Origin of the sequence: Pseudomonas sp. DR48, from assembly GCF_019823085.1 — a bacterium.
Taxonomy (GTDB): Bacteria; Pseudomonadota; Gammaproteobacteria; order Pseudomonadales; family Pseudomonadaceae; genus Aquipseudomonas.
Genome location: NZ_CP081946.1, coordinates 1,478,049 through 1,500,317, shown reverse-complemented (window position 1 = coordinate 1,500,317; position 22,269 = coordinate 1,478,049). Strand labels below are relative to the sequence as shown.

At 60.0% G+C, this 22,269-nt stretch carries 27 protein-coding genes; 11 read left to right on the top strand and 16 right to left on the bottom strand.

Going from position 1 to position 22,269, the window contains the following annotated elements; genetic code table 11:
• Positions 1 to 308 precede the first annotated feature (308 nt).
• The 4 genes from ftsY (at position 309) to rpoH (ending at position 4,483) form a co-directional block, all read left to right on the top strand.
• Entirely contained in the window at positions 309 to 1,829 is a 1,521-nt protein-coding gene (ftsY, locus tag K5K95_RS06915) for a signal recognition particle-docking protein FtsY (RefSeq protein WP_222588854.1), read from the top strand.
• Positions 1,826 to 2,497 carry a cell division ATP-binding protein FtsE gene (gene ftsE / locus K5K95_RS06910; RefSeq protein ID WP_010466809.1) on the top strand — a complete coding sequence of 224 codons (672 nt, stop codon included), beginning with the start codon at positions 1,826 to 1,828 and terminating at the stop codon, positions 2,495 to 2,497. The genes ftsY and ftsE overlap by 4 nt, the downstream gene beginning before the upstream one ends.
• A complete protein-coding gene (ftsX, locus tag K5K95_RS06905; RefSeq protein WP_222588853.1) occupies positions 2,494 to 3,516 on the top strand; it encodes a permease-like cell division protein FtsX in 1,023 nt (340 codons plus the stop codon). The genes ftsE and ftsX overlap by 4 nt, the downstream gene beginning before the upstream one ends.
• 112 nt (positions 3,517 to 3,628) lie before the next feature.
• Complete coding sequence (rpoH, locus tag K5K95_RS06900) at positions 3,629 to 4,483, top strand: RNA polymerase sigma factor RpoH (RefSeq protein ID WP_007897890.1); 855 nt, start codon at positions 3,629 to 3,631, stop codon at positions 4,481 to 4,483.
• 192 nt (positions 4,484 to 4,675) lie between these two features.
• Here the strand turns inward: rpoH and mtgA are convergent, their stop codons facing one another.
• Positions 4,676 to 5,398, bottom strand: coding sequence for a monofunctional biosynthetic peptidoglycan transglycosylase (mtgA, locus tag K5K95_RS06895; RefSeq protein ID WP_222588852.1), 723 nt, complete (start codon positions 5,396 to 5,398; stop codon positions 4,676 to 4,678).
• Between the two features lie 74 nt (positions 5,399 to 5,472).
• Here mtgA and K5K95_RS06890 point away from each other — a divergent pair, with 74 nt between their 5' ends.
• The 5 genes from K5K95_RS06890 (at position 5,473) to K5K95_RS06870 (ending at position 8,695) form a co-directional block, all read left to right on the top strand.
• Entirely contained in the window at positions 5,473 to 5,853 is a 381-nt protein-coding gene (locus tag K5K95_RS06890; RefSeq protein WP_222588851.1) for a DUF423 domain-containing protein, read from the top strand.
• A gap of 71 nt (positions 5,854 to 5,924) precedes the next feature.
• Positions 5,925 to 6,125, top strand: a complete 201-nt coding sequence (gene thiS, locus K5K95_RS06885; protein ID WP_222588850.1) for a sulfur carrier protein ThiS — start codon at positions 5,925 to 5,927, stop codon at positions 6,123 to 6,125.
• 60 nt (positions 6,126 to 6,185) lie between these two features.
• Entirely contained in the window at positions 6,186 to 6,980 is a 795-nt protein-coding gene (locus K5K95_RS06880) for a thiazole synthase (protein ID WP_222588849.1), read from the top strand.
• Between the two features lie 9 nt (positions 6,981 to 6,989).
• Positions 6,990 to 7,715 carry a tRNA (guanosine(46)-N7)-methyltransferase TrmB gene (gene trmB / locus K5K95_RS06875; protein WP_208671036.1) on the top strand — a complete coding sequence of 242 codons (726 nt, stop codon included), beginning with the start codon at positions 6,990 to 6,992 and terminating at the stop codon, positions 7,713 to 7,715.
• A 188-nt stretch (positions 7,716 to 7,903) separates the two neighbouring features.
• Positions 7,904 to 8,695 (top strand): hypothetical protein, encoded by a 792-nt coding sequence (locus K5K95_RS06870; RefSeq protein ID WP_222588848.1) that lies wholly within the window; start codon positions 7,904 to 7,906, stop codon positions 8,693 to 8,695.
• Between the two features lie 135 nt (positions 8,696 to 8,830).
• On the opposite strand, the gene K5K95_RS06865 is transcribed toward K5K95_RS06870, so the two are convergent.
• The 9 genes from K5K95_RS06865 to K5K95_RS06825 all read right to left on the bottom strand — a co-directional run bounded on the left by K5K95_RS06865 (position 8,831) and on the right by K5K95_RS06825 (position 15,558).
• Positions 8,831 to 9,154: a DUF3392 domain-containing protein gene (locus K5K95_RS06865; RefSeq protein ID WP_222588847.1), complete on the bottom strand. Its 324-nt coding sequence runs from the start codon at positions 9,152 to 9,154 to the stop codon at positions 8,831 to 8,833.
• A 22-nt stretch (positions 9,155 to 9,176) separates the two neighbouring features.
• On the bottom strand, positions 9,177 to 10,382 hold the full coding sequence (gene hemW / locus K5K95_RS06860; RefSeq protein WP_261398138.1) for a radical SAM family heme chaperone HemW: 1,206 nt from the start codon (positions 10,380 to 10,382) through the stop codon (positions 9,177 to 9,179).
• On the bottom strand, positions 10,379 to 10,975 hold the full coding sequence (rdgB, locus tag K5K95_RS06855; protein WP_090178590.1) for an RdgB/HAM1 family non-canonical purine NTP pyrophosphatase: 597 nt from the start codon (positions 10,973 to 10,975) through the stop codon (positions 10,379 to 10,381). The genes hemW and rdgB overlap by 4 nt, the downstream gene beginning before the upstream one ends.
• Positions 10,972 to 11,406 carry a DUF4426 domain-containing protein gene (locus K5K95_RS06850; protein ID WP_222588846.1) on the bottom strand — a complete coding sequence of 145 codons (435 nt, stop codon included), beginning with the start codon at positions 11,404 to 11,406 and terminating at the stop codon, positions 10,972 to 10,974. Before K5K95_RS06850 ends, rdgB begins: the two co-directional genes overlap by 4 nt.
• Before the next feature lie 26 nt (positions 11,407 to 11,432).
• The gene (metW, locus tag K5K95_RS06845; protein ID WP_046029734.1) at positions 11,433 to 12,053 is read right to left on the bottom strand and encodes a methionine biosynthesis protein MetW; all 621 of its coding nucleotides are present in this window, start codon (positions 12,051 to 12,053) and stop codon (positions 11,433 to 11,435) included.
• 7 nt (positions 12,054 to 12,060) lie between these two features.
• Positions 12,061 to 13,200 (bottom strand): homoserine O-acetyltransferase, encoded by a 1,140-nt coding sequence (locus K5K95_RS06840; RefSeq protein WP_222588845.1) that lies wholly within the window; start codon positions 13,198 to 13,200, stop codon positions 12,061 to 12,063.
• Positions 13,201 to 13,393: 193 nt separating this feature from the next.
• Positions 13,394 to 13,981: a YggT family protein gene (locus K5K95_RS06835; RefSeq protein ID WP_208671040.1), complete on the bottom strand. Its 588-nt coding sequence runs from the start codon at positions 13,979 to 13,981 to the stop codon at positions 13,394 to 13,396.
• A 24-nt stretch (positions 13,982 to 14,005) separates the two neighbouring features.
• Positions 14,006 to 14,824: a pyrroline-5-carboxylate reductase gene (proC, locus tag K5K95_RS06830; protein WP_222588844.1), complete on the bottom strand. Its 819-nt coding sequence runs from the start codon at positions 14,822 to 14,824 to the stop codon at positions 14,006 to 14,008.
• A gap of 35 nt (positions 14,825 to 14,859) precedes the next feature.
• Entirely contained in the window at positions 14,860 to 15,558 is a 699-nt protein-coding gene (locus K5K95_RS06825; protein WP_222588843.1) for a YggS family pyridoxal phosphate-dependent enzyme, read from the bottom strand.
• 196 nt (positions 15,559 to 15,754) lie between these two features.
• Here K5K95_RS06825 and K5K95_RS06820 point away from each other — a divergent pair, with 196 nt between their 5' ends.
• Positions 15,755 to 16,789 carry a type IV pilus twitching motility protein PilT gene (locus K5K95_RS06820; protein ID WP_222588842.1) on the top strand — a complete coding sequence of 345 codons (1,035 nt, stop codon included), beginning with the start codon at positions 15,755 to 15,757 and terminating at the stop codon, positions 16,787 to 16,789.
• Between the two features lie 149 nt (positions 16,790 to 16,938).
• On the opposite strand, the gene K5K95_RS06815 is transcribed toward K5K95_RS06820, so the two are convergent.
• Positions 16,939 to 17,559: a C40 family peptidase gene (locus K5K95_RS06815; protein WP_222588841.1), complete on the bottom strand. Its 621-nt coding sequence runs from the start codon at positions 17,557 to 17,559 to the stop codon at positions 16,939 to 16,941.
• Between the two features lie 250 nt (positions 17,560 to 17,809).
• Here K5K95_RS06815 and K5K95_RS06810 point away from each other — a divergent pair, with 250 nt between their 5' ends.
• Positions 17,810 to 18,241, top strand: a complete 432-nt coding sequence (locus tag K5K95_RS06810) for an NINE protein (RefSeq protein WP_090178619.1) — start codon at positions 17,810 to 17,812, stop codon at positions 18,239 to 18,241.
• An 80-nt stretch (positions 18,242 to 18,321) separates the two neighbouring features.
• Here the strand turns inward: K5K95_RS06810 and K5K95_RS06805 are convergent, their stop codons facing one another.
• From K5K95_RS06805 to K5K95_RS06785, 5 genes are all read right to left on the bottom strand, one after another.
• Complete coding sequence (locus K5K95_RS06805; protein ID WP_222588840.1) at positions 18,322 to 19,593, bottom strand: dihydroorotase; 1,272 nt, start codon at positions 19,591 to 19,593, stop codon at positions 18,322 to 18,324.
• The gene (locus K5K95_RS06800) at positions 19,590 to 20,594 is read right to left on the bottom strand and encodes an aspartate carbamoyltransferase catalytic subunit (protein ID WP_222588839.1); all 1,005 of its coding nucleotides are present in this window, start codon (positions 20,592 to 20,594) and stop codon (positions 19,590 to 19,592) included. The genes K5K95_RS06805 and K5K95_RS06800 overlap by 4 nt, the downstream gene beginning before the upstream one ends.
• 27 nt (positions 20,595 to 20,621) lie before the next feature.
• Complete coding sequence (gene pyrR, locus K5K95_RS06795) at positions 20,622 to 21,125, bottom strand: bifunctional pyr operon transcriptional regulator/uracil phosphoribosyltransferase PyrR (RefSeq protein WP_222588838.1); 504 nt, start codon at positions 21,123 to 21,125, stop codon at positions 20,622 to 20,624.
• Positions 21,126 to 21,225: 100 nt separating this feature from the next.
• Positions 21,226 to 21,663, bottom strand: a complete 438-nt coding sequence (gene ruvX / locus K5K95_RS06790) for a Holliday junction resolvase RuvX (protein ID WP_222588837.1) — start codon at positions 21,661 to 21,663, stop codon at positions 21,226 to 21,228.
• The gene (locus tag K5K95_RS06785) at positions 21,663 to 22,235 is read right to left on the bottom strand and encodes a YqgE/AlgH family protein (RefSeq protein ID WP_090178629.1); all 573 of its coding nucleotides are present in this window, start codon (positions 22,233 to 22,235) and stop codon (positions 21,663 to 21,665) included. Before K5K95_RS06785 ends, ruvX begins: the two co-directional genes overlap by 1 nt.
• Positions 22,236 to 22,269: the final 34 nt, after the last annotated feature.

The following is a 22,269-nucleotide window of genomic DNA, read 5'->3' as shown; positions in this document are numbered from 1 at the left end:
AGCGTCGGCGGGCGAGAGGGTGCTAGGATACTGGTCCGTTTTACTGGCGGCCACGCCTATCAGGCCTTTGATCGGCCGGAAGGTTGCATGGGTTACCTGCGGAAGCTTTGAATTTGTCAGCTAAACTCAGCGTTTTCGCCGACGATGCCGTTCCAGTCCTTCGTATTAGTCGACCTTTGAAGTGCCGTGGGCACTTCGACAAAATGTTGCGCGTGAACAAGCTGGGTCAATCGCAGTCTGTTCTGCATCGAATATTTATTTGCCGGGGCGCCCTTTGGCGCGTCGCTACCGTGAGATAGCCGTCCTCCATGTTTGGTTCCAACGACGACAAGAAGACCCCAGCTACGGCTGGCGAGAAGAAAAGCCTGTTCGGATGGCTGCGCAAAAAGCCGCAGGAACCCGTCGTCGAACAGCCACAACCACTTCCTGAGCCAACTCCCGCGCCGGTTCCGGTTATAGAAGAAGAGCTCGCACCAATAGTCCTGCCGATCACCGAGCCTGTGTTGCCGCCGGTGGCCGAGGCCGAGGCCGAGCCTGATCGGGTCGCCGAAGTCGTGACCCAGGCGCCGCTGGCGCCCATCGCCGAGCCATGGCTGACATTGCCTGTGGCCGAAGAGCCGGTGGCGTTGGTTGCAGACGAGTTGGCGCCACACGTTACCCCGCCGATTCCGGCGCCGACTGCTTTTTCTCCCGAACCTGTTCAGGTTCCGGTGGTTGAACCGGTTGAAACGCCGGTCGTGGTGGCTGAGCCCGCGCCGGTTGTGCCGCCGCCTGCTCCGCAGCCTGTTGCGCCTGTATTTGTTGCTCCGGCTCCGGCTCCGGCTTCGGCTCCTGCACCTGTGGTCGTTCCCGCAGTCGCTGCGCCTGTTGCCCCTGTTGAAACGCCGGCCGAAACCAAAGCCGGCTTCTTCGCCCGCCTCAAGCAAGGTCTGTCCAAGACCAGCGCCACCATTGGCGAAGGCATGGCCGCCCTGTTCCTGGGCAAGAAGATCATCGATGACGAGCTGCTCGAAGACATCGAAACCCGCCTGTTGACCGCTGATGTCGGCGTCGAAGCCACCTCGGTGATCATCCAGCGCCTGACCCAGAAAGTCGCGCGCAAAGAACTGGCCGATGCCGATGCGCTGTACAAATCCCTGCAGGCTGAACTCGCGGCGATGCTCAAGCCTGTCGAGCAACCGCTGAAAATCACCTCGCAAAACAAGCCGTTCGTGATTCTGGTGGTTGGCGTCAACGGTGCCGGCAAGACCACCACCATCGGCAAGCTGGCGAAGAAGCTGCAGCTCGAAGGCAAGAAAGTCATGCTGGCGGCCGGCGATACCTTCCGCGCCGCAGCGGTCGAGCAATTGCAGGTCTGGGGCGAGCGCAACAAGATCCCGGTCATCGCCCAGCACACCGGCGCCGACTCGGCTTCGGTTATCTTCGATGCCGTGCAAGCCGCCAAGGCCCGAGGCATTGATGTGCTGATCGCCGACACCGCCGGTCGCCTGCACACTAAAGACAATTTGATGGAAGAGTTGAAGAAGGTTCGCCGGGTCATCAGCAAACTCGACGCCGATGCGCCGCACGAAGTGCTACTGGTGCTCGACGCCGGGACCGGGCAGAACGCGATCAGCCAGGCCAAGCAATTCAACCAGACCGTCGAACTGACCGGCCTGGCGCTGACCAAGCTCGATGGCACGGCCAAGGGTGGGGTGATTTTCGCCCTGGCCAAGCAATTTGGCCTGCCGATTCGCTATATCGGCGTCGGTGAAGGCATCGATGATTTGCGAACTTTTGAAGCAGAACCCTTTGTCCAGGCACTGTTTGCCGAGCGGGAGCGTTCATGATTCGTTTCGAACAGGTCGGTAAACGCTACCCGAACGGTCACGTCGGCTTGCATGAGCTGAGCTTTCGAGTCCGACGGGGCGAATTCTTGTTTGTGACCGGCCATTCCGGTGCCGGTAAAAGCACGTTGTTGCGCCTGCTACTGGCGATGGAGCGTCCGACCACCGGCAAATTGCTTCTGGCCGGCCAGGACCTCGCCACCATCAGTAATGCGCAGATTCCTTACCTGCGCCGGCAGATCGGCGTGGTGTTCCAGAACCACCAATTGCTGTTCGATCGCACGGTGTTCAACAACGTTGCGTTGCCATTGCAGATCCTTGGCCTGTCGAAGGCCGAGATCGTCAAGCGCGTGGATTCGGCGCTTGAGCGCGTGGCGCTGTCGGATAAAACCGATCTGTACCCCGGCGACCTGTCGACCGGCCAGCAGCAGCGCGTCGGCATTGCCCGCGCCATCGTTCACCGCCCGGCCTTGCTGCTGGCGGACGAACCGACCGGTAACCTCGACCCGCGTCTGGCGGCCGAGATCATGGGCGTGTTCGAAGACATCAACCGCTTGGGCACCAGCGTGCTGATCGCCAGTCACGACCTGGCACTTATCGCCCGTATGCGTCATCGCATGTTGACCCTGCAGCGCGGGCGATTGATCGGCGACGGGGAGGCTGGCGTATGAGTGCGACACGCAGCCCCAAGGTTTCCGAACGAGTGGCCCCGAAGGCCGCCGATCCGCAGCCGCAGAAGAAAAAGCGCGACGATGACGACGGCCCGGACTTCGCCACGCTGTTTCGTGCCTGGGTCGAAAGCCATCGCGCCAGTCTTATGGACAGCCTGCGCCGTCTGGGCAAGCAGCCCATTGGCAGCTTTTTCACCTGCATGGTGATGGCGGTTGCCCTGAGCTTGCCGATGGGCCTGTCACTTTTGCTAAGCAACGTCGAGCGCCTGGGCGGATCCTGGCAGCGTGCGGCGCAGATTTCGTTGTACCTGAAAATCGACGCCAGCCCTGCCGAGGGCGAGTCGTTGCGAGAGCAGATCAAAGGCATGCCCGGTGTGGCGGACGCTGAATATGTCGGTCGCGATCAGGCGCTGGAAGAATTCCAGCAACAGTCCGGTCTTGGCGAGGCGCTCAAGGAGCTGCCGGAAAACCCCTTGCCCGGCGTGGTTCTGGTGACCCCTAAAGAGGTCGACAAGCCAGCGCTTGAAGCATTACGACAAAAACTTTCCGAGCTGCCGAAGGTACAACAGGCGCAACTTGATCTAGTCTGGGTCGAGCGTCTGGCGGCAATTCTCAAGCTGGGTGACCGTTTTGTCTTCGGTCTGACCGTGCTTCTGGTTTCTGCATTACTTTTGGTGATAGGCAATACCATTCGTCTTCATATTGAAAACCGCCGCACAGAGATAGAAGTGATTAAACTCGTGGGCGGCACTGACAGCTATGTGCGCAGGCCCTTTCTGTATATGGGTGCGTTGTATGGCTTCGGTGCGGGGATACTTTCCTGGGGCGTATTGGCGTTTGGGCTGAACTGGCTCAACGAGGCGGTAGTCGGGCTGGCCGGTTTGTATGGCAGTAATTTTGCGCTGGCCGGCGTGCCGGTTGCCGACGGTCTGTCTCTCTTGCTTGGCGCGGTGCTGTTGGGGTATATCGGTGCATGGATTGCAGTCGCACGCCACCTGAGGGAGCTTGCGCCTAAGTAGTATCATTTTGCTCGTATTGACCTTTCAGCGTTTATGGGAACTTGTCTTTCGGTTTCCGGTCAATTTTCGCAGTGCTGAACTGCACGAGTTTGTAAGTCGGAGGTTTTTTCGTATGACCAATTCTTTGCAACCTGCATATGCTCTGGTCCCGGGTGCGAACCTGGAGGCCTACGTGCACACCGTCAACAGCATTCCATTGCTGACGCCGGAGCAGGAGCGTGAACTGGCCGAGAGTCTCTATTATGAGCAGGATTTGGGGGCGGCTCGGCAGATGGTGCTCGCCCACCTGCGTTTTGTTGTACATATCGCCCGTAGCTATTCCGGCTACGGCCTGGCTCAGGCTGACCTGATCCAGGAAGGCAACGTCGGCCTGATGAAGGCCGTGAAGCGTTTCAACCCGGAAATGGGTGTGCGCCTGGTGTCGTTCGCTGTGCACTGGATCAAGGCGGAAATTCACGAGTTCATCCTGCGCAACTGGCGCATTGTGAAAGTCGCGACCACCAAGGCCCAGCGCAAGCTGTTCTTCAACCTGCGCAGCCAGAAGAAGCGTCTGGCGTGGCTGAATAACGAGGAAGTCCACCGCGTGGCGGAAAGCCTCGGTGTGGAGCCTCGGGAAGTGCGCGAGATGGAAAGTCGCCTGACCGGCCATGACATGGCCTTCGATCCGGCTGCGGAAGCAGACGATGACAGCGCTTTCCAGTCGCCGGCCAACTATCTGGAAGACCACCGGTACGACCCGGCCCGTCAACTGGAAGATGCCGACTGGAGCGACAACTCCAATCACAACCTGCACGAAGCGCTCGAAGTGCTGGACGACCGCAGCCGTGACATCCTCTACCAGCGCTGGTTAGCTGAAGAGAAAGCCACGCTGCACGACCTGGCGCAGAAGTACAACGTGTCGGCCGAGCGTATTCGTCAGCTTGAGAAAAGCGCGATGAACAAGCTCAAGTTGTCGATCGCGGCCTGACCTGCGAACCAGCAATAAAAAACGCCCCGATCATTGATCGGGGCGTTTTTGTTTCAGCCCGTTTTTCCTGCACCACCACAAAACCAATGTGGGAGCGGGCTTGCTCGCGAATGCGGTGTGTCATTCAGCATTAATGATGCCTAACGCACCGCATTCGCGAGCAAGCCCGCTCCCACTAGGGGATTTTCGGTGTTATTGATCCCAAGGCGCCCGCCGCGAATTGTTGAGCTCCAGCAGATAGCTTTCGCCACCCAACTGACTCATCTGCTGCCGAATCCATCCGGCCCGACGTGCAACATAGTTGGTCGGATGGCTGGCGCTCCACACTCGCGGGTTTGGCAGTACGGCGGCCAGCAAGCTTGATTGTTGACGGCTGAGACCTTTAGCGCTGACACCAAAGTGATGCCGGGCCGCTGCTTCGGCGCCGAACACTCCGTCGTCCCACTCGACGCTGTTCAGATACACCTCAAGAATTCGCTGCTTGGGCCAGAACACTTCGATCAGCCCGGTAAACCAGGCTTCCAGGCCTTTACGCAGCCAGCTGCGTCCGGACCACAGAAACAGGTTCTTCGACACTTGCTGGCTCAAGGTGCTGGCGCCACGAATCGATCCGCCGAGTTCGTTGTGGGCCAGCGCCGCCTGGATCGCGCCGAAGTCAAAACCCCAATGCTCCGGGAATTTCTGATCCTCGCCGGCAATCACCGCGACTTTCAGGTCATCGGAGATTTCATCCCAAGGCTGCCAGGTCCGTTGCAGGTCGATGGGTTCGCCGTCGAACCAGGATTCGACCTTGCGTTCGACCATCAGCGCCGTTCCCGGCGGTGGCACCACGCGAAAAATCAGGACCAGCAATATGCTGCCGCCCGCGAACCACAGCAGGGCTTTGATGAATCGTTGCAAAAATAAACGCAGCATAGAGATGGCTTGGCCGAACCCGTTGAGCGGGCCATTATACAGACCCTGTTGATCGAGTCTGACTGGAGTTCTTCATGCTGCGTGGCTTTTTGATGCTGGCCGCTTTCTTCGGCTTCACCGGCGTTGCCCTTGGCGCGTTCGCCGCCCACGGCCTGAAAAACCGTCTGACCCCTGAATACCTGACGATTTTCCATACAGGCGTCACCTACCAACTGGTGCACACCCTGGCATTGCTGGGCGTCGCGCTGCTGGCCACGCAGATGCCGGGGCGCCTGATCACTTGGGCTGGTGCGTCCTTTGCCATCGGCATCCTGTTGTTCTCCGGCAGCTTGTATCTGCTGACGATCACTGGCGTGAGCAAGCTTGGCATCATCACGCCTTTTGGCGGCCTGGCATTCCTGGTTGGCTGGTTTTGCCTGGGCCTTGCCGCCTGGCGCTTGCAGCTTACCGCTTGACGCTTGTTGCTGACCTTTAGGTCATGATCGGGCTAGAATGCCACCCCCTAAAAATGATGGCGGCATTCGGTATGCGCATTCAGTTGAACGGCGAATCCCTTGAACTGCCCGACGGTGAAACCGTTGCGGCCCTGCTGACCCGTCTGGAACTGACCGGACGCCGGGTGGCGGTCGAACTCAATCTGGATATCGTCCCGCGCAGCCAGCATGCCGACACCGTTCTCAACGACGGCGACAACGTCGAAGTCGTGCACGCCATCGGCGGCGGCTAGTAGCCCGGCCCGCAAGGGCACAGAATTCTGCAAGAACCTCACCCCTACAGAGGATTTCCCATGAGCATCGTTCGTAGCGACAAGCCTTTCGTCCTGGCCGGTCGTACTTACCAGTCGCGTTTGCTGGTGGGTACCGGCAAATACCGCGACATGGAAGAAACCCGCCTGGCCATCGAGGCCTCGGGTGCCGAGATCGTCACATTCGCCGTGCGCCGCACCAACCTTGGCCAGAACGCGGGCGAACCGAATCTGCTTGAAGTCCTGTCGCCGGATCGCTACACCTTCCTGCCGAACACCGCAGGTTGCTTCGACGCTATCGAAGCCGTGCGCACCTGCCGCCTGGCCCGCGAACTGCTCGGCGGCCACAACCTGGTGAAGCTGGAAGTGCTGGCTGACCAGAAAACCCTGTTCCCCAACGTGATCGAAACCCTCAAGGCCGCCGAAGTGCTGGTCAAGGAAGGTTTCGACGTGATGGTTTACACCAGCGATGACCCGATCATTGCCCGTCAACTGGCGGAAATCGGCGTTATCGCGGTGATGCCGCTGGCCGGTCTGATCGGTACAGGCCTGGGGATCTGCAACCCGTACAACCTGCAGATCATCCTTGAAGAAGCCAAGATTCCCGTGCTGGTCGACGCCGGTGTCGGTACAGCTTCCGACGCGACCATCGCCATGGAACTGGGTTGCGAAGCGGTGCTGATGAACTCGGCCATCGCCCACGCCCAGCAGCCAATCATGATGGCCGAAGCCATGAAACACGCCATCGTCGCGGGCCGCCTGGCCTACCTCGCCGGCCGCATGCCGAAAAAACTTTATGCCAGCGCCTCTTCGCCGCTGGATGGTCTGATCAAGTAAGAGCCATTGATGACTGAATCAAACGACACGCCAATCCAGACGGAAGAAGGCGACGAGCGCCAACACCGCCGCATCAAGAGTTTCGTGATGCGCGCCGGGCGCATGACCGAAGGCCAGCAAAAAGGCCTGGAGCAGGGCACGCCGCTGTTTGTCCTGCCATTGGCCGACGCGCCGGTGGACTTCGACCAGGTGTTCGGCCGTTCGGCGCCACGTTCCCTGGAAATCGGTTTCGGCATGGGCCATTCGCTGCTTGAAATGGCCGCGGCTTCGCCGGAACAGGATTTCATTGGTGTTGAAGTCCACCGTCCGGGTGTTGGCGCGCTGCTCAATGGTGTGCTGACCCAGGGCCTGACCAACCTGCGAGTCTACGATTGCGACGCGATCGAAGTGCTCAACCGTTGCATCGCCGACAACAGCCTTGATCGCCTGATGCTGTTTTTCCCGGATCCGTGGCACAAGAGCCGTCACCACAAGCGTCGTATCGTTCAGGCGTCGTTCGCTGAACTGGTGCGCAGCAAGTTGAAAGTGGGCGGCATTCTGCACATGGCCACCGACTGGGAACCGTACGCCGAGTACATGCTGGAAGTGATGAACGTTGCGCCGGGTTATCGCAACCTGGCCGAAGACGGCAAGTGCGTCCCGCGCCCAACCGAACGCCCGATCACCAAGTTCGAACGCCGCGGCGAACGTCTTGGGCATGGCGTGTGGGATTTGAAGTTCGAAAAGCAGTCTTAAGTAGTCCAACGCTGTAAAAACTGTGGGAGCGAGCTTGCTCGCGATGAGGCCATATCATTCAACATCCAAGTTGACTGTCAGGCCGCCATCGCGAGCAAGCTCGCTCCCACATTTGTTTTATGCAGTATTCAAGATCAGCGGTGATCCGCCGAAAACTCTAGGTCCCTACTTGTAAAGGAAGACGGGTTTTGAAAGTCATCTTCGCCTGCACGCTGTTTTTAAGTCTGCTGTTTTCCGCCGCATGCGAACGCGTCGTCACGCCCGATGAATACTTTGCAAGCGCCCAGCGAGTGGCCGACAAAATCAAGCGTGACGCCGATGAACGGTTAAGGCTGGAAGCCGCCGGGGAACCTGCTTTCAAGTACAGTCCAGAGCAGCTGCGCAATGCGGAAGGTGATTTGGAAGCGCTCGTAGACAATCTGAAACGAGCGTCTGATGGCGGACACACTGGAGCAACGTATTTTCTGGCGAACCTGCAGGACAATCCGATGTTCTCCGAGCGGACGCGCAAAGAGACGTGTGGTCTTTACCAAAAAGCCATGGACCAAGGTTTGCTGGCAGCTGCGGTTGGCTATTACCACTTGTGTGATAAGGCATACGAGAGGTTTGATCTGCACAACGCGGATCACCTGAAGTACTTGCAGTCGCTGGAGCAATTGCTGCAAAAGCCTGACGCCCATGGTGACGCCTATCCGTTACCAGCCAAGCATTCCCTATGCTTCGTGGACGAAGCGGCGCCCTTGCCGCAGCAGGGTGTGCTAGCGGCCATGCATGCTCGCGCCGTTGCGCTAGTCCTGACCGAAGATCAATATCGTGCCGAGGCCAAATACATTCTGGCGCTGACGCGGGTAAACGAAAATGACCGGCCTGACCGTCAGAATATTGCCTATCTGGATGAAGCTGAAGCGCTGGGCTGCAACGACTTCCATGGGCTAAGCGCCATGATGCGCAACGCAGTGAAGGTCGCCGACAAGCAATAAAGAGTATTCGTAATACAAAAACTGTGGGAGCGGGCTTGCCCGCGATAGCGGTCTAACACTCAACATCGATGTTGAATGTGATGGCCTCATCGCGGGCAAGCCCGCTCCCACATTTGTTTTGTGTGTGACGCAGATTCAGCGGCGGTCGGCGACTACGCCGATGAGCACCAGTACGACCAACAACACTGGCGCCAGGCTGTAGTTGTTGAACTGGCTCAGGCCTCTGATGATCCATGGCGTGGCGTAGATCAGCGCCAAGCCGCTGCCGACCATGCACACCAGAGCCATCAGCGGGACGCGCAAGGCGCCGGCGATGCTGCCCAGGCGTTGGTCGACCCAGCCTTTGATGTCGGCGCCGAACAGCACTAGCAGGCAGCCCACCAGCGCCAGGGCGATTTCCGACAGGTTGCTACGGCTCCAGCGGGATGCGGTGGCGAGCAGGTCGAGTATCAAATCCATTCGTTTTCCCTTAAGGCTGAAATCAGCTCAGAAATGTCTGCAGCAAGTCATTGAGAAAGAGTTGTCCGCGCATCGTGGCCGCCAGACGTGACGGTTCGACCTGCAACAAGCCACTTTGTTCGGCTTCGCGGCGGCCTTCGGCGAGGCTGTCCAGGCTCAGCCCGGTGCGCTGCGGATACAACTGCGACTCGACGCCCTCGGTCAGGCGCAAGGCGTTCATCAGGAACTCGAACGGCAGTTCGTCATTGGTCAGCGCTTTCTCGCCAGCCTTGAAGCTTTTGGCCGGGTTGAGGTAATCCTTCGGCAGTCGCGTCTTCCAGGTGCGCACAATGCGTCCGTCCGGATGGCTGAGTTTGCCGTGGGCGCCGGCGCCGATGCCGATGAAGTCGCCGAAGCTCCAGTAATTGAGGTTGTGCCGCGCCGCACGACCGGGCAGGGCATAGGCGGAGACTTCGTATTGCGCGTAACCGTGTTCAGCGAGCAGGGCCTGGCCGGCTTCCTGAATGTCCCACAGCGTGTCGTCTTCCGGCAGCGTCGGCGGTTGGTTCCAGAACACCGTGTTCGGCTCCAGCGTCAGCTGATACCAGGATAGGTGCGTCGGCTTCAGGGCGATGGCCTGGCGCAGGTCGCTCAGGGCGTCCTCCAGCGACTGATCGGGCAAGCCGTGCATCAAGTCCAGATTGAAGTTATCGAACCCGGCCTGGCGCGCCATGCCGGCGGCACGCACCGCTTCGTCGCCGTTGTGAATGCGGCCCAGGGCCTTGAGTTTTTCTTCCTGGAAACTCTGGATCCCGATCGACAGGCGATTGATGCCCAGCGCGCGGTAGGCGAGAAACTTCTCTTGCTCGAACGTTCCCGGATTGGCTTCCAGAGTGATTTCGATGTCGCTGGCAAACGGAATGCGCTGCTCGACGCCCTTGAGTAAACGCCCCAAGGCATCGGCGCTGAACAGGCTCGGCGTGCCGCCGCCAAAGAAAATCGAGCTCAGTTCGCGACCGTAAACGGCATGAAGGTCCTGATCGAGGTCGGCCAGCAACGCGTCGACATACTCTTCTTCCGGCAGCACGGGGCTCGCGGTGTGGGAGTTGAAGTCGCAATAAGGGCATTTGCGCACACACCACGGGATGTGGATGTACAACGCCAGGGGCGGCAGCACGGGGAGCGCGGCCCGAGGCGATTGGGCGGCACCGCCGAAGATCAGCGGCGACGCAGAGGAATCGTGGGTCATTTCAAGCCCAGACGCTGGCGCAGCAGATCCATTGCACGGGCGCGGTGGCTGATGAGGTTCTTGTCGCTCGGGCTCAACTCGGCGCTGGAGCAATCGCGCTCAGGCACCCAGAACAGCGGATCGTAACCAAAGCCGTGTTCGCCACTGGCTTGGGTCAGGATGCGCCCGTGCCACAAGCCTTCGCAGAGGATCGGCAGCGGGTCATCGGCGTGACGCACCAGCGCCAGCACACAGACGAACTGCGCGCCGCGCTCGGCTTGCGGGACGTCTTTCAACGCGTCGAGCAATTTGGCGTTGTTCGCCGCATCGCCTTTGCCATCGGCATAACGAGCGGAATAGATGCCCGGCGCACCACCAAGGAAATCCACCGCCAGCCCCGAATCGTCGGCCAATGCCGGCAACCCGGAAATGCGCGCGGCGTTGCGGGCCTTGAGGATGGCGTTCTCGACAAACGACAGGCCGGTTTCTTCAGGCTCGACGCTGCTGAACTCGCCGATCGAGCGCAGTTGCACCGATTCGCCGAGCATGGCCTGGAGTTCCTTGAGTTTGCCGGCGTTGTGGCTGGCCAATACGAGTTGCGTGAAGTTGATCATTCGCCGGGGAAAAGCTCTTGGTTGAAATTGATGGTGTTGATTTTATCGCCGTTCTGCACCTTGATCTCGAAGGTGCGGATTTCCTGCTGATCCACCGGGTATTGAGCGATGTAGTAAATCGCGCCCTGTTCGGTGATCTGTTTGAAGTTCAATGGCACGCTCTGGCTGGTCAGGTCTTTCACCGAACCACTCACCTGCGCCATCTGCGGTTTGCCGTCCTTGATCACCGACACGTTGATCACGCCCTGGTTCTTGCTGCGGATCAGCTCGGCGGCCTTGGCGATGTCCGGTGTCAGATAAGTCGAGTTGAAGGTGTTGTAGTGCACTGTCACATCGCCAAATGTTTCCTGGCGTTCGCTTTTGATGACGTCGGCGGCCATGGCGGTGACGCTCAGGCAGGCAGTGAGTAAAAACAGCGCTAGACGACCCATGTTCGTTCTCCTTGGAATGTCGTGGTTCAGACAGCGACCTTGTGATCCTGCAGCCCGGGGCTGCTGACACGGTAAATACCGATCTCACCTAACAGATTAGGCCATAGCTTACTGGCCCACCCGTGGCGGTGCTGTTGATCCACGGCAAGCCGATCAATGACCTTGGCTTCACGTTCGCGGCATAACGCTTCAAAGTCTTCGAAGGTGCAAAAGTGGATGTTCGGCGTGTTGTACCAGGTGTACGGCAGGAACTCGGACACCGGCATCCGGCCCTTGCTCGCCAGGTACCAGCGGCAGCGCCAGTGACCGAAGTTGGGGAAGGTGATGATGCACTGGCGACCGACGCGCAGCATTTCGTCGAGGATCTTGTCCGGGTAATGCACGGCTTGCAGCGCCTGGGTCATGACCACGATGTCAAAGCTGTTGCTGGCGAAGTTGCCCAGGCCCTTGTCCAGGTCCTGCTCGATCACGTTGATGCCCTTGGCCACGCACTCGGCAATGTTGTCCGGGTCGTTTTCCAGGCCATAGCCGGTGACTTGCTTGTGGTCGCGCAACCAGGTCAGCAACTCGCCGTCACCGCAACCGAGGTCGAGCACGCGGCTGCCGGCGGGGATCCATTCCTGGATGATTTCCAGATCGGCTCTCATGTCTTCCTCAAAGCGAAATTCGGTTCATGTAATTGCTGAAGGCCTGCAAGTAGCGCGGGATCGGAATCAGGAAGGCGTCGTGGCCTTGCGGAGCGTCGATCTCGAGGTAGCAGACGTCTTTCTTGGCCGCCATCAGCGCGTCCACCAGTTCCCGCGAGCGGGCAGGGGAGAAGCGCCAGTCGGTGGTGAAGGACATCACGCAGAACTTGGCCTGGGCGTTGGCGAAGGTTTTCGCCAGGTCGTCGTCGAAATTTGCCGCCGGGTCGAAATAGTCCAGGGCCTTGGTCATCAACAAGTACGTGTTGGCGTCGAAACGCCCGGAGAACTCTTCGCCCTGATAGCGCAGGTAGCTTTCGACCTGGAACTCGACGCTGTGGAAGTCGTAGTTGAGCTTCTCGCTTTTGAGCCCACGGCCGAATTTCTCGCCCATCGAGTCATCCGACAGGTACGTGATGTGGCCGACCATCCGCGCAAGCATCAAGCCGCGCTTGGGGATCACGCCCGCTTCCTGGAACGAACCGCCGTGAAAGTCGGGGTCGGTGAGGATTGCCTGGCGTGCGACTTCGTTGAAGGCGATGTTCTGCGCCGACAACTTGGGTGCCGAGGCAATGGCCAGGCAATGGCGAATGCGATCGGGGTAAGTGATGCTCCATTGCATCGCCTGCATTCCGCCGAGACTGCCGCCAATCACCGCGGCCCATTGTCGGATGCCGATGCGATCGGCCAGGCGCGCCTGGCTGTGCACCCAGTCTTCCACGGTCAGCACCGGGAAATCGGCGCCGAAGGGCTTGCCGGTTTCTGGATTGATGCTGCTCGGGCCAGTGGAACCGTTGCAGCCGCCGAGGTTGTTCAGGCTGACCACGAAGAATTTGTTGGTGTCGATCGGCTTGCCGGGGCCGATGCAGCTGTCCCACCAGCCGGGTTTGCGGTCGTCGGGGCTGTGGAAGCCAGCCGCGTGATGGTGACCCGACAAGGCGTGGCAAATCAGCACGGCGTTGCTCGCCGAGGCGTTCAGCGTGCCGTAGGTCTCGTAAATCAGGTCGTAGGCTGGAAGTGAACGGCCACAGGCCAAGGCCAGGGGCTCGCTGAAGTGCGCCACTTGCGGCGTCACCAGACCAACAGAATCGGCGGGAAAGGCAGTTGGCATCGACCCTGCTCTCGTTGAAATGAGGCGTAAGTCTAAAGACCGCTGCCCCGAGCAGCAAGCAAAGGGCGGGCCTGATTTCATTCAGTCAGATCGTGGTGTTGCAATCGCGAGCAGGCTCACTCCCACATGGACTGAATCAATCCTGTGGGAGCGAGCCTGCTCGCGATGAACGATGACGCGGTGGGCCTGCCGATCAGATCAGGCCGAGCAACCCCTGTGGCATGAAGGCAAAGTAGGCCAGGCGTGGGATCAGCCAGCTTTGCAGCAACTGGATCGCGATGAACGCAAAGATCGGCGAAATATCGAGGCCGCCCAGGTTCGGAATGATCCGACGGAACGGGGCAAGCACCGGTTCAGTAATCTGCGCGACCAGCTCAGCACCCGGATTGTGGCTGCCCGGGGCGACCCAGGACAGGATCACGCTGATGATCATGGCGTAGAAAATAATGTTCAGGAACAGCGAGAACAGCGCGATCAGTGCCCAAGGTATCAGCAGCACCCAGTCGACCAAGAAGCCCTTGAGGAACAGGATGACCGCGATCAACAGCATTTGAATGATCAGCGCCAGCACCAGCGACGACATGTCCAGCCCGAACATGCTCGGGATAACCCGGCGCAGAGGCTTGAGCAGCGGTTGAGTGGCCTTGACGATGAACTGGCAGAGCGGGTTGTAGAAGTTCGCCCGAACCAGTTGCAGGATGAAGCGCATCAGCACGATCAGCAGGTACAGGCTGCCTAAGGTTTTAATGATGAAAACGGCAGCGTCATTGAGTCCGAGCATCTTTGATTCCTTTATAAGAGCTGATTAGCGACCGAGTTGCTCAGCCATTTCGGCCGAACGATGTGCGGCGGCGCCGAGTGCTTTTTCAACCAGCGCTTCGAAGCCGCCGGCCTGGAATGACTTGATTGCAGCTTCCGTGGTGCCTGCTGGCGACGTCACGCGACGGCGCAGTTCGGCTGCATCGACATCGCTGGCGACGGCCATGTGAGCGGCGCCCAGCGCGGTTTGCAGGGTCAGTTGGGCGGCAATGTCCGCTGGCAGACCGAGTTTCACGCCCGCAGCGGTCATGGCTTCGATCAGCAGGAAAAAGTACGCAGGGCCCGAGCCGGACACTGCGGTGACTGCGTCCAGTTGCTGCTCTTCGTCCAGCCACAGGGCAACGCCCACGGCCGACAGCAGCTCTTGAGCCTGCTGGCGTTGTTGCGCGTTGACTTGGGCGGTGGCAAACAAACCGCTCACGCCTTGGCGCAGCAGCGCCGGGGTGTTGGGCATGCAGCGTACGATCGGCTGGGCGCCGAGCCAGGTGTTCATGCTGGCGCAGGTGATGCCCGCGGCAATCGAGACCACCAGTTGATTCGGCTTGAGGTGTGGACGAATCGCTTCGCACACTGCCTTCATTGCCTGCGGTTTGACCGCCAGCACGACCACGTCCGCGCCTTGAATGGCATCGGCGTTGTCGGCGAATACTTCGATGCCGTGTTCGGCGTTCACTTTGGCGCGGGTTTCGGCGCTCGGATCGCTGGCGCGGATCTGCGCGGCGTCCAGACCCTTGGCGCGCAGGCCGCCGATCAGGCTGGCGGCCATGTTGCCGGCACCGATAAAGGCAATACGTGTCTTGCTCATGTCAGGTCCTTATAGAGAAGTGTGTCGGCCATGGTTCAAGGCTGACTGTAGTCGCGGGCGCCAAACAAGGCTGTTCCGATGCGGACCCAGGTGGCGCCCATGGCGATGGCCGACTCAAGGTCGTGGCTCATGCCCATGGAAAGTGTGTCGAGCGGCAGGTTCAGGCTGACTTGCGTGCTTTTCATCAAGTCGCGCACGGCAGCAAACGCGGCATCCTGGGCGGCGCGATCGTCGCTCGGCTCGGGGATTGCCATCAATCCGCGCAACGTGATGCGCGGCAGTTCGCTGATGGCCTTGGCCAGCGCGGGCAGATCGGCCGGCGTGCAGCCGGATTTGCTGGCTTCACCGCTGACGTTGACCTGGATGCAGATGTTCAGTGGTGGCAAATCGGCAGGACGTTGTTCGGACAGGCGTTGTGCGATTTTCAAACGATCCACGGAGTGCACCCAGGCGAAGTGCTCGGCGATAGCACGAGTCTTGTTCGATTGAATGGGGCCGATGAAGTGCCAGATCAAGGGCAGGTCGGCCAGTTCGAGCTGTTTGCCCAAGGCTTCCTGCAGGTAATTCTCGCCAAAGTCGCGCAGGCCGGCGGCATACGCCTCGCGCAGGGCCTCGGCGGGCTTGGTCTTGCTTACGGCCAGCAACTGGACGCTGTGCTCGTCGCGGTGGGCGGCGAGGGCGGCGGCACGGATGCGTGAACTAACCAGGGCTATGTTGTCTGCTATCGTGGACATTCGATCCTGCCTGAAAAGTGCCTGCACTCGATCATGCGGCGTTAAAACTCGACTCAGAATGCTCATTGACTGACGTCAACATCGCTTCTTCGCCGACTTTTGCCTTGCCTGATCATCGCTCGGCGACTTTTCAGACTGGGATCAAGGCGCCAGCGGGTCTGAGGTTGGCGGCATTCTACTGGAATTGAGGAGCGCTATGGATATCACTGAGCTGCTGGCCTTCAGCGCTAAACAGGGCGCGTCCGACTTGCACCTGTCCGCCGGCCTGCCACCGATGATTCGCGTCGACGGCGATGTGCGGCGCATCAACCTGCCGGCCCTGGACCACAAACAGGTGCACGAGCTGATCTACGACATCATGAACGACACCCAGCGGGTGGACTTCGAGAAACACCTGGAAACCGACTTTTCCTTTGAAGTGCCTGGCGTCGCACGGTTTCGGGTTAACGCCTTCAACCAGAATCGCGGTGCCGGCGCAGTGTTCCGGACCATTCCGTCGAAGGTCCTGAGCATGGACGAGCTGGGCATGGGCGAAGTGTTTCGCAAGATTACCGAGGCGCCTCGGGGGCTGGTGCTGGTCACCGGCCCGACCGGCTCAGGCAAATCCACCACCCTGGCGGCGATGATCGATTACCTGAACAACCATCGGCACCACCATATCCTCACCATTGAGGACCCGATCGAGTTCGTCCATGAATCACGCAAATGCCTGATCAACCAGCGCGAAGTTCATCGCGACACCCGCAGCTTCGCCACGGCCCTGCGCTCGGCATTGCGCGAGGATCCGGACGTAATTCTGGTGGGGGAGATGCGTGACCTGGAAACCATCCGCCTGGCGCTGACGGCTGCCGAGACTGGTCACCTGGTGTTCGGTACGCTGCACACCACATCGGCGGCGAAAACCATCGACCGGGTCGTGGATGTATTTCCGGGCGATGAGAAGTCGATGGTGCGTTCGATGCTGTCCGAGTCGTTGCTGGCGGTGGTGTCGCAGACACTGATCAAGAAAATCGGCGGCGGGCGAGTAGCGGCGCACGAAATCATGCTCGGTACGTCGGCGATCCGTAACCTGATCCGCGAAGACAAGGTGGCGCAGATGTATTCGTCGATTCAGACGGGTGGGTCGCTAGGCATGCAAACGCTGGATATGTGCCTGAAGGATCTGGTGACCAAGGGCGTGATCAGCCGCGAGCATGCGCGGGAGAAGGCGCGGTCGCCGGATAATTTTTAGGATGAGAGATTGATCGTTCCCACGCTCTGCGTGGGAATGCAGCCCGGGACGCTCCGCGTCCCTTTCAGAGCCGAACGCGGAGCGTCCGTTGAGGCATTCCCACGCAGAGCGTGGGAACGATCATCCCGGGACAGGCCCGGGATTTCAATTCAGCGCTGAACGACGCGCATCTGATTCGGCTCTTTTGGCAGAACCCGCTTGGCAACCACGTAGTGGCTTTCCCAGTACGGCTTCTTCAAGGTGTCGATAGTGACCGACTTGCCACGACGGGGTGCGTGGATGAAGCGGTCGTTGCCCAGGTAAATGGCGACGTGATTGACCCGACGGCTCTTGATGTTGAAGAAGATCAGGTCGCCCGGCTTCAAATCGTTACGATTGACCTTCTCGCCATGACCACTGGCCATTGCGTTGGATGTACGCGGCAGGTCAAACGTGGCGTCGTTAAACGCGTATTTCACCAAACCACTGCAATCGAACCCTTTACTTGGGGTGCTGCCGCCCCAACGATAAGGTGTGCCGAGGACATTCACGGCGCGGCTCAACACATTGCTGCTTGTCTTGGTCGCCATTGGCGGAACAAGTTTGCCGTTGGCTTTGCTCAACTGCGTTGAGAATTTTGCATTGTGTTTGTTTTTGCTCGAAGGAGCAGAAACGTGTGATTTTGGGGTGTAACCATTAACGTTTGGAAGACGTTGCTCACGATTGGTGGCGTGGGCGGCCAGTGGCATCAAAAGGCAAATGGTTAGCCATGTCTTGAAAAATGGACGCATTAGGCAGGGCTCATATGGGGAAGCGCGCAACTTTATAACAGCTTTTTTGTCCGTTCCGAGGCCGTTGGTCGATTCAACCTAGGGGGTAACGGAACCAAATAAGCGGTAAATGGACGCAATTGTCTGACAGAAGTCAGGTGCTACAAGGCTTTGACGGGAGACACAGTAGCATTTGCCATACGTCGGCAACCTGTAAAAAAGTCACAAAGAATTAAAGAATATTTATCTATCGCGTGATTCGAGGTCCTTCATGAACACCTATCAACAGGCTGGCCCGCATCAAGATACGCACAGCAAGGTGATCGGTTACCTGCTGTGGATTTTCGGTTTCACCGGGGCTCATCGGTTCTACTACGGCAAGCCGGTCACAGGGACAATCTGGTTCTTCACGTTCGGTTTGTTGGGTATCGGCTGGTTGATTGACGTATTTCTGATCCCTGCCATGGACCGCGAAGCGGACCTGCGGTTCACTGCCGGGCCCATCGAATACAACGTGGCGTGGATTCTGCTGACGTTTCTGGGGGTGTTCGGCGTGCATCGGATGTATCAGGGGAAGTGGATCAGCGGTCTGCTGTACCTGGTGACGGGCGGGTTGTTCTTCGTCGGGGTGCTGTATGACTTCTGGACGTTGAATGACCAGGTATCTGTGCGCAACGCGCAGAACAGAGGCACTTTCCAGTAAGCCATCTTGAGCAGGCTCGCTCCCACAGCGATTAGATCCATGTGGGAGCGAGCCTGCTCGCGATTGAGTACAACGCGGTCTTACGCCTGGTGGCTGATCCGCCCATCCACCAGGGTGTAACGCACCACGCCCGGCAGGGTATGGCCAATGAACGGGCAGTTCTCGCCCTTGGACAGCCAGGTTTCACCGGCAATGGTCGACGCCGCAGGGTCGAATAGCACGATGTCCGCCGGCCCACCTACCGCCAACTTGCCCGCAGGCAGGCGCAACGCCTCGGCAGGCCCGGCGCTCAAGCGTGCGAGCAACGTCGGCAAGTCCAGCAAACCATCCTCCACCAACGTCATCGCCAGCGGCAGCAACAGTTCAACACTGCTGATGCCCGGCTCGGTCGCGCCGAACGGGGCCAGCTTGGCATCCCGTTCGTGCGGCTGGTGATGGCTGGATATCGCGGACACAACCCCGGACTTCACGGCTGCACGCAGGCCGTCGCGGTCGGCGCGAGTGCGCAGCGGCGGCTGGACGTGATAGAGGCTGCTGAAGTCGATCAGTGCTTCGTCGGTCAGGATCAGCTGATACAGCGCCACATCGGCAGTCACCGGCAAACCGCGAGCCTGAGCCTGAGCAATCAGCGCCACACCGCGCGCGCTGGTGAGCTGGCTGAAGTGCGCGCGCACGCCGCTTTGCTCGACAAGCAGCAGGTCCCGGGCCAGGGCCACGGTTTCCGCCGTTTCCGGAATGCCCGGCAAACCTAGGAAGCTGGCGGTCGGGCCTTCGTGAGCCAAACCGCCTTCGGCCAGGTCATGGTCCTGCGAATTGAAAATCACCGTGAGGTCAAACGTCGCTGCGTATTCCAGCGCCCGGCATAGCGTGCGGGTATTGCGGAAGCTCTCCAGACCGTTGCCGAAAGCCACGCAACCGGCATCGCGCAAGGCGACCAGCTCGGCCAGTTGCTCGCCGTCCAGGCCTTTGCTCAGTGCGCCAACCGGGAAGACTTTGGTGTTGCCGGCTTCGCGAGCGCGGTCGAGGATCAGTTCGGCCACCGCCGAGGTGTCCAGCACAGGCTTGGTTTTCGGCGGGCAGCACAGGCTGGTCACGCCACCGGCTGCGGCGGCGCGGGTTTCGCTGACAATCGAGCCTTTGCGGCTGTAGCCCGGCTCACGCAGGGCGACGTTCAGGTCAACCAGGCCCGGGGCTGCTACCAGACCTTTGGCATCAATGGTGTCGACGGGGACAAAACCGGCCGGAGCGGCGCCCAGGGCGACAATCTTGCAGGCTTCAACATGGATATCAGTCACTTGATCCAGGCCACTGGCCGGATCGATAACACGGGCGCCGAGAATGCTGAGCTTCACTGGGCGTTCTCCTGCTCGAATTGACGCTGGGCGGTTTGCCCGCTCATGGCCATGGACAGCACGGCCATACGAATGGCGATGCCGTAGGTCACCTGGTTGAGGATCACCGAATGCGGACCGTCGGCCACCGCCGACTCAATCTCCACCCCTCGGTTGATCGGTCCCGGGTGCATGACGATGCAATCCGGCTTGGCCCCGGCCAGGCGTGCGGTAGTGAGGCCGAACAAGCGGTAGAACTCACCTTCGCTCGGCAGCAGGCCGCCGGCCATGCGCTCACGTTGCAGGCGCAACATGATCACCACGTCGACATCTTTCAGGCCTTCGGTCATGTCGGTGTAAACCTTCACGCCGTATTGCTCGATGCCGATCGGCAGCAGGGTTTTTGGCGCGATCACGCGGATGTCCGGGCAACCGAGGGTTTTCAGCGCAAGCATGTTCGAGCGTGCGACGCGTGAGTGCAGGATGTCGCCGACGATGGCCACCGAGAGGTTTTCGAAGCCGCCCTTGTGTCGGCGGATGGTCAGCATGTCGAGCATGCCTTGGGTCGGGTGCGCGTGACGGCCATCGCCGCCGTTGATGATCGCCACTTGCGGGCAGACATGCTCGGCAATGAAGTGCGCCGCGCCGGAGTCACCGTGACGCACGACGAACATGTCGGCAGCCATCGCTTCGAGGTTGCGCAAGGTGTCGAGCAGGGTTTCGCCCTTGCTCGCCGACGATGTCGACACGTTCAGGGTGATCACGTCGGCCGAGAGCCGTTGGGCTGCCAGCTCGAAGGTGGTGCGGGTGCGGGTGGAGTTTTCGAAAAACACGTTGCACACGGTCTTGCCGCGCAGCAAAGGGACCTTCTTCACTGCCCGGGCGCCAACTTCGAGGAACGAGTCGGCAGTGTCGAGGATTTCCGTCAGCAGCTCGCGGCGCAAACCGTCGAGCGAGAGGAAGTGGCGCAGCTGGCCCTGATCATTGAGCTGCAGCGGGCGCTTGGTATGTAGAGGCGTCATCGCGAGGGGGACTCTCAATAGGGCGAATTAAAGGGCGAGGTCTTGCAGTTCGAGCTTCAGTTCCGGGCCGGACAGCTTCACCCGTTCGTGAGCTGCCAGCGACAAACTCGCGCCGACCACGTTGGGACGGATCGGCAGTTCGCCAGCGTCCAGATCCAGCAGGCACACCAGCGTCACGCTGGCCGGGCGGCCGTAGTCAAACAGTTCATTCATCGCGGCGCGGATGGTGCGACCGCTCATCAACACGTCGTCGATCAGCACCAGGTGCTGGCCTTCGATCTCGAACGGCAACGCCGAGGGGCGCACTTGCGGGTGCAGGCCGTTCTGGCTGAAGTCGTCACGATAGAAGGACACGTCCAGGGTGCCGAGCGGCGCATCGCTGCCCAGTTCATCGAGCAATGCCTGGGCGACCCAGACGCCACCGGTGCGAATACCGATGTAACGCGGTGCGCTGATGCCACGGTGTTCCAGGTATGCCTTGAGACGGATCGCCATCTGGCTGATCAGTTCGGCGGGATTGGGCAGGCTCATGGTTGCTCCTTCTTGGGTCCGAGCCGGATGTTGCTTGAGTGATGGCTCGGGTTGTCGCTATAGAGAGTCGCTTGCGGCGGCCCTTCAGAATTAGATGCGGTCAGGACTCGAACAGCGCGCTGTTTTCGTCGAGCCAGCCTTGCAGCAGCAGGGCCGCGGCGATGGCATCGACCGGGTTGTCGCGGTAACTGCCCTTTTGCCCGCCGCGATCACGGCGCTCGCCCTTGGCTTCGAACGTGGTCAGGCGCTCATCGTGGGTATAGAAGGGCAGGTTGTAGCGGCCGTTCAAACGGCGGGCGAACTTCTCGGCGCGCAGGCACATGTCGCTGGACGTGCCGTCCATGTTCAGCGGCAGGCCGACCACCACGGCATCGGGTTTCCATTCCTTGATCAGCGCTTCGACCTGATTCCAGTCGGGAATCCCGTTTTGCGCCTTCAAGGTGCACAGTTCGCGGGCCTGGCCGGTAATCACCTGGCCGACCGCCACGCCGATCTGTTTGGTGCCGTAGTCGAAACCCAGAATCAGGCGCAGGGCCATCAGGCGTGCCCCGCCTGACTGGTGAGCAGGCTGAGGTTGACGCCGAGGCGCTTGGCCGCTGCTTCCAGGCGAAGTTCGCTGCTGGTGTTGAACAGGATGGCGGCATCGAACGGGCAAGTCAGCCAGGCGTTCTGTGCCAGCTCGGCCTCCAGTTGTCCGGCTTCCCAGCCGGCATAACCGAGGGCAATCAGGCTTTTCGGCGGGCCGACGCCATCGGCAATGGCGAACAGCACGTCCTGGGAGGTCGACAAGGAAAGATCGCCCTCCAGATCAACGGTCGCCTGAAACGTCTTGCCAGAGGGGTGCAGGACAAAACCGCGATCGGTCTGCACCGGGCCGCCGATGAAGATCGGCACATGCTGGCAGAGCGTCGGCGGTTCGATATCGGGGCGCAGTTGCTCGAGGATGTCGGCCAGATTCAAGTCTTGCGGACGGTTGACCACCAGCCCCATGGCGCCATTGGCCGTGTGCTCGACGATGTAGGTCAAGGTGTGCGCAAAGTTCGGGTCGGCCATGTGAGGCATGGCGATCAGGAAGTGATGCTTGAGGTAGCTGGGGCTGACGTTCTTCATGTGCGCTAGTGTGGCGTTGGAGGGGCAAACTGAC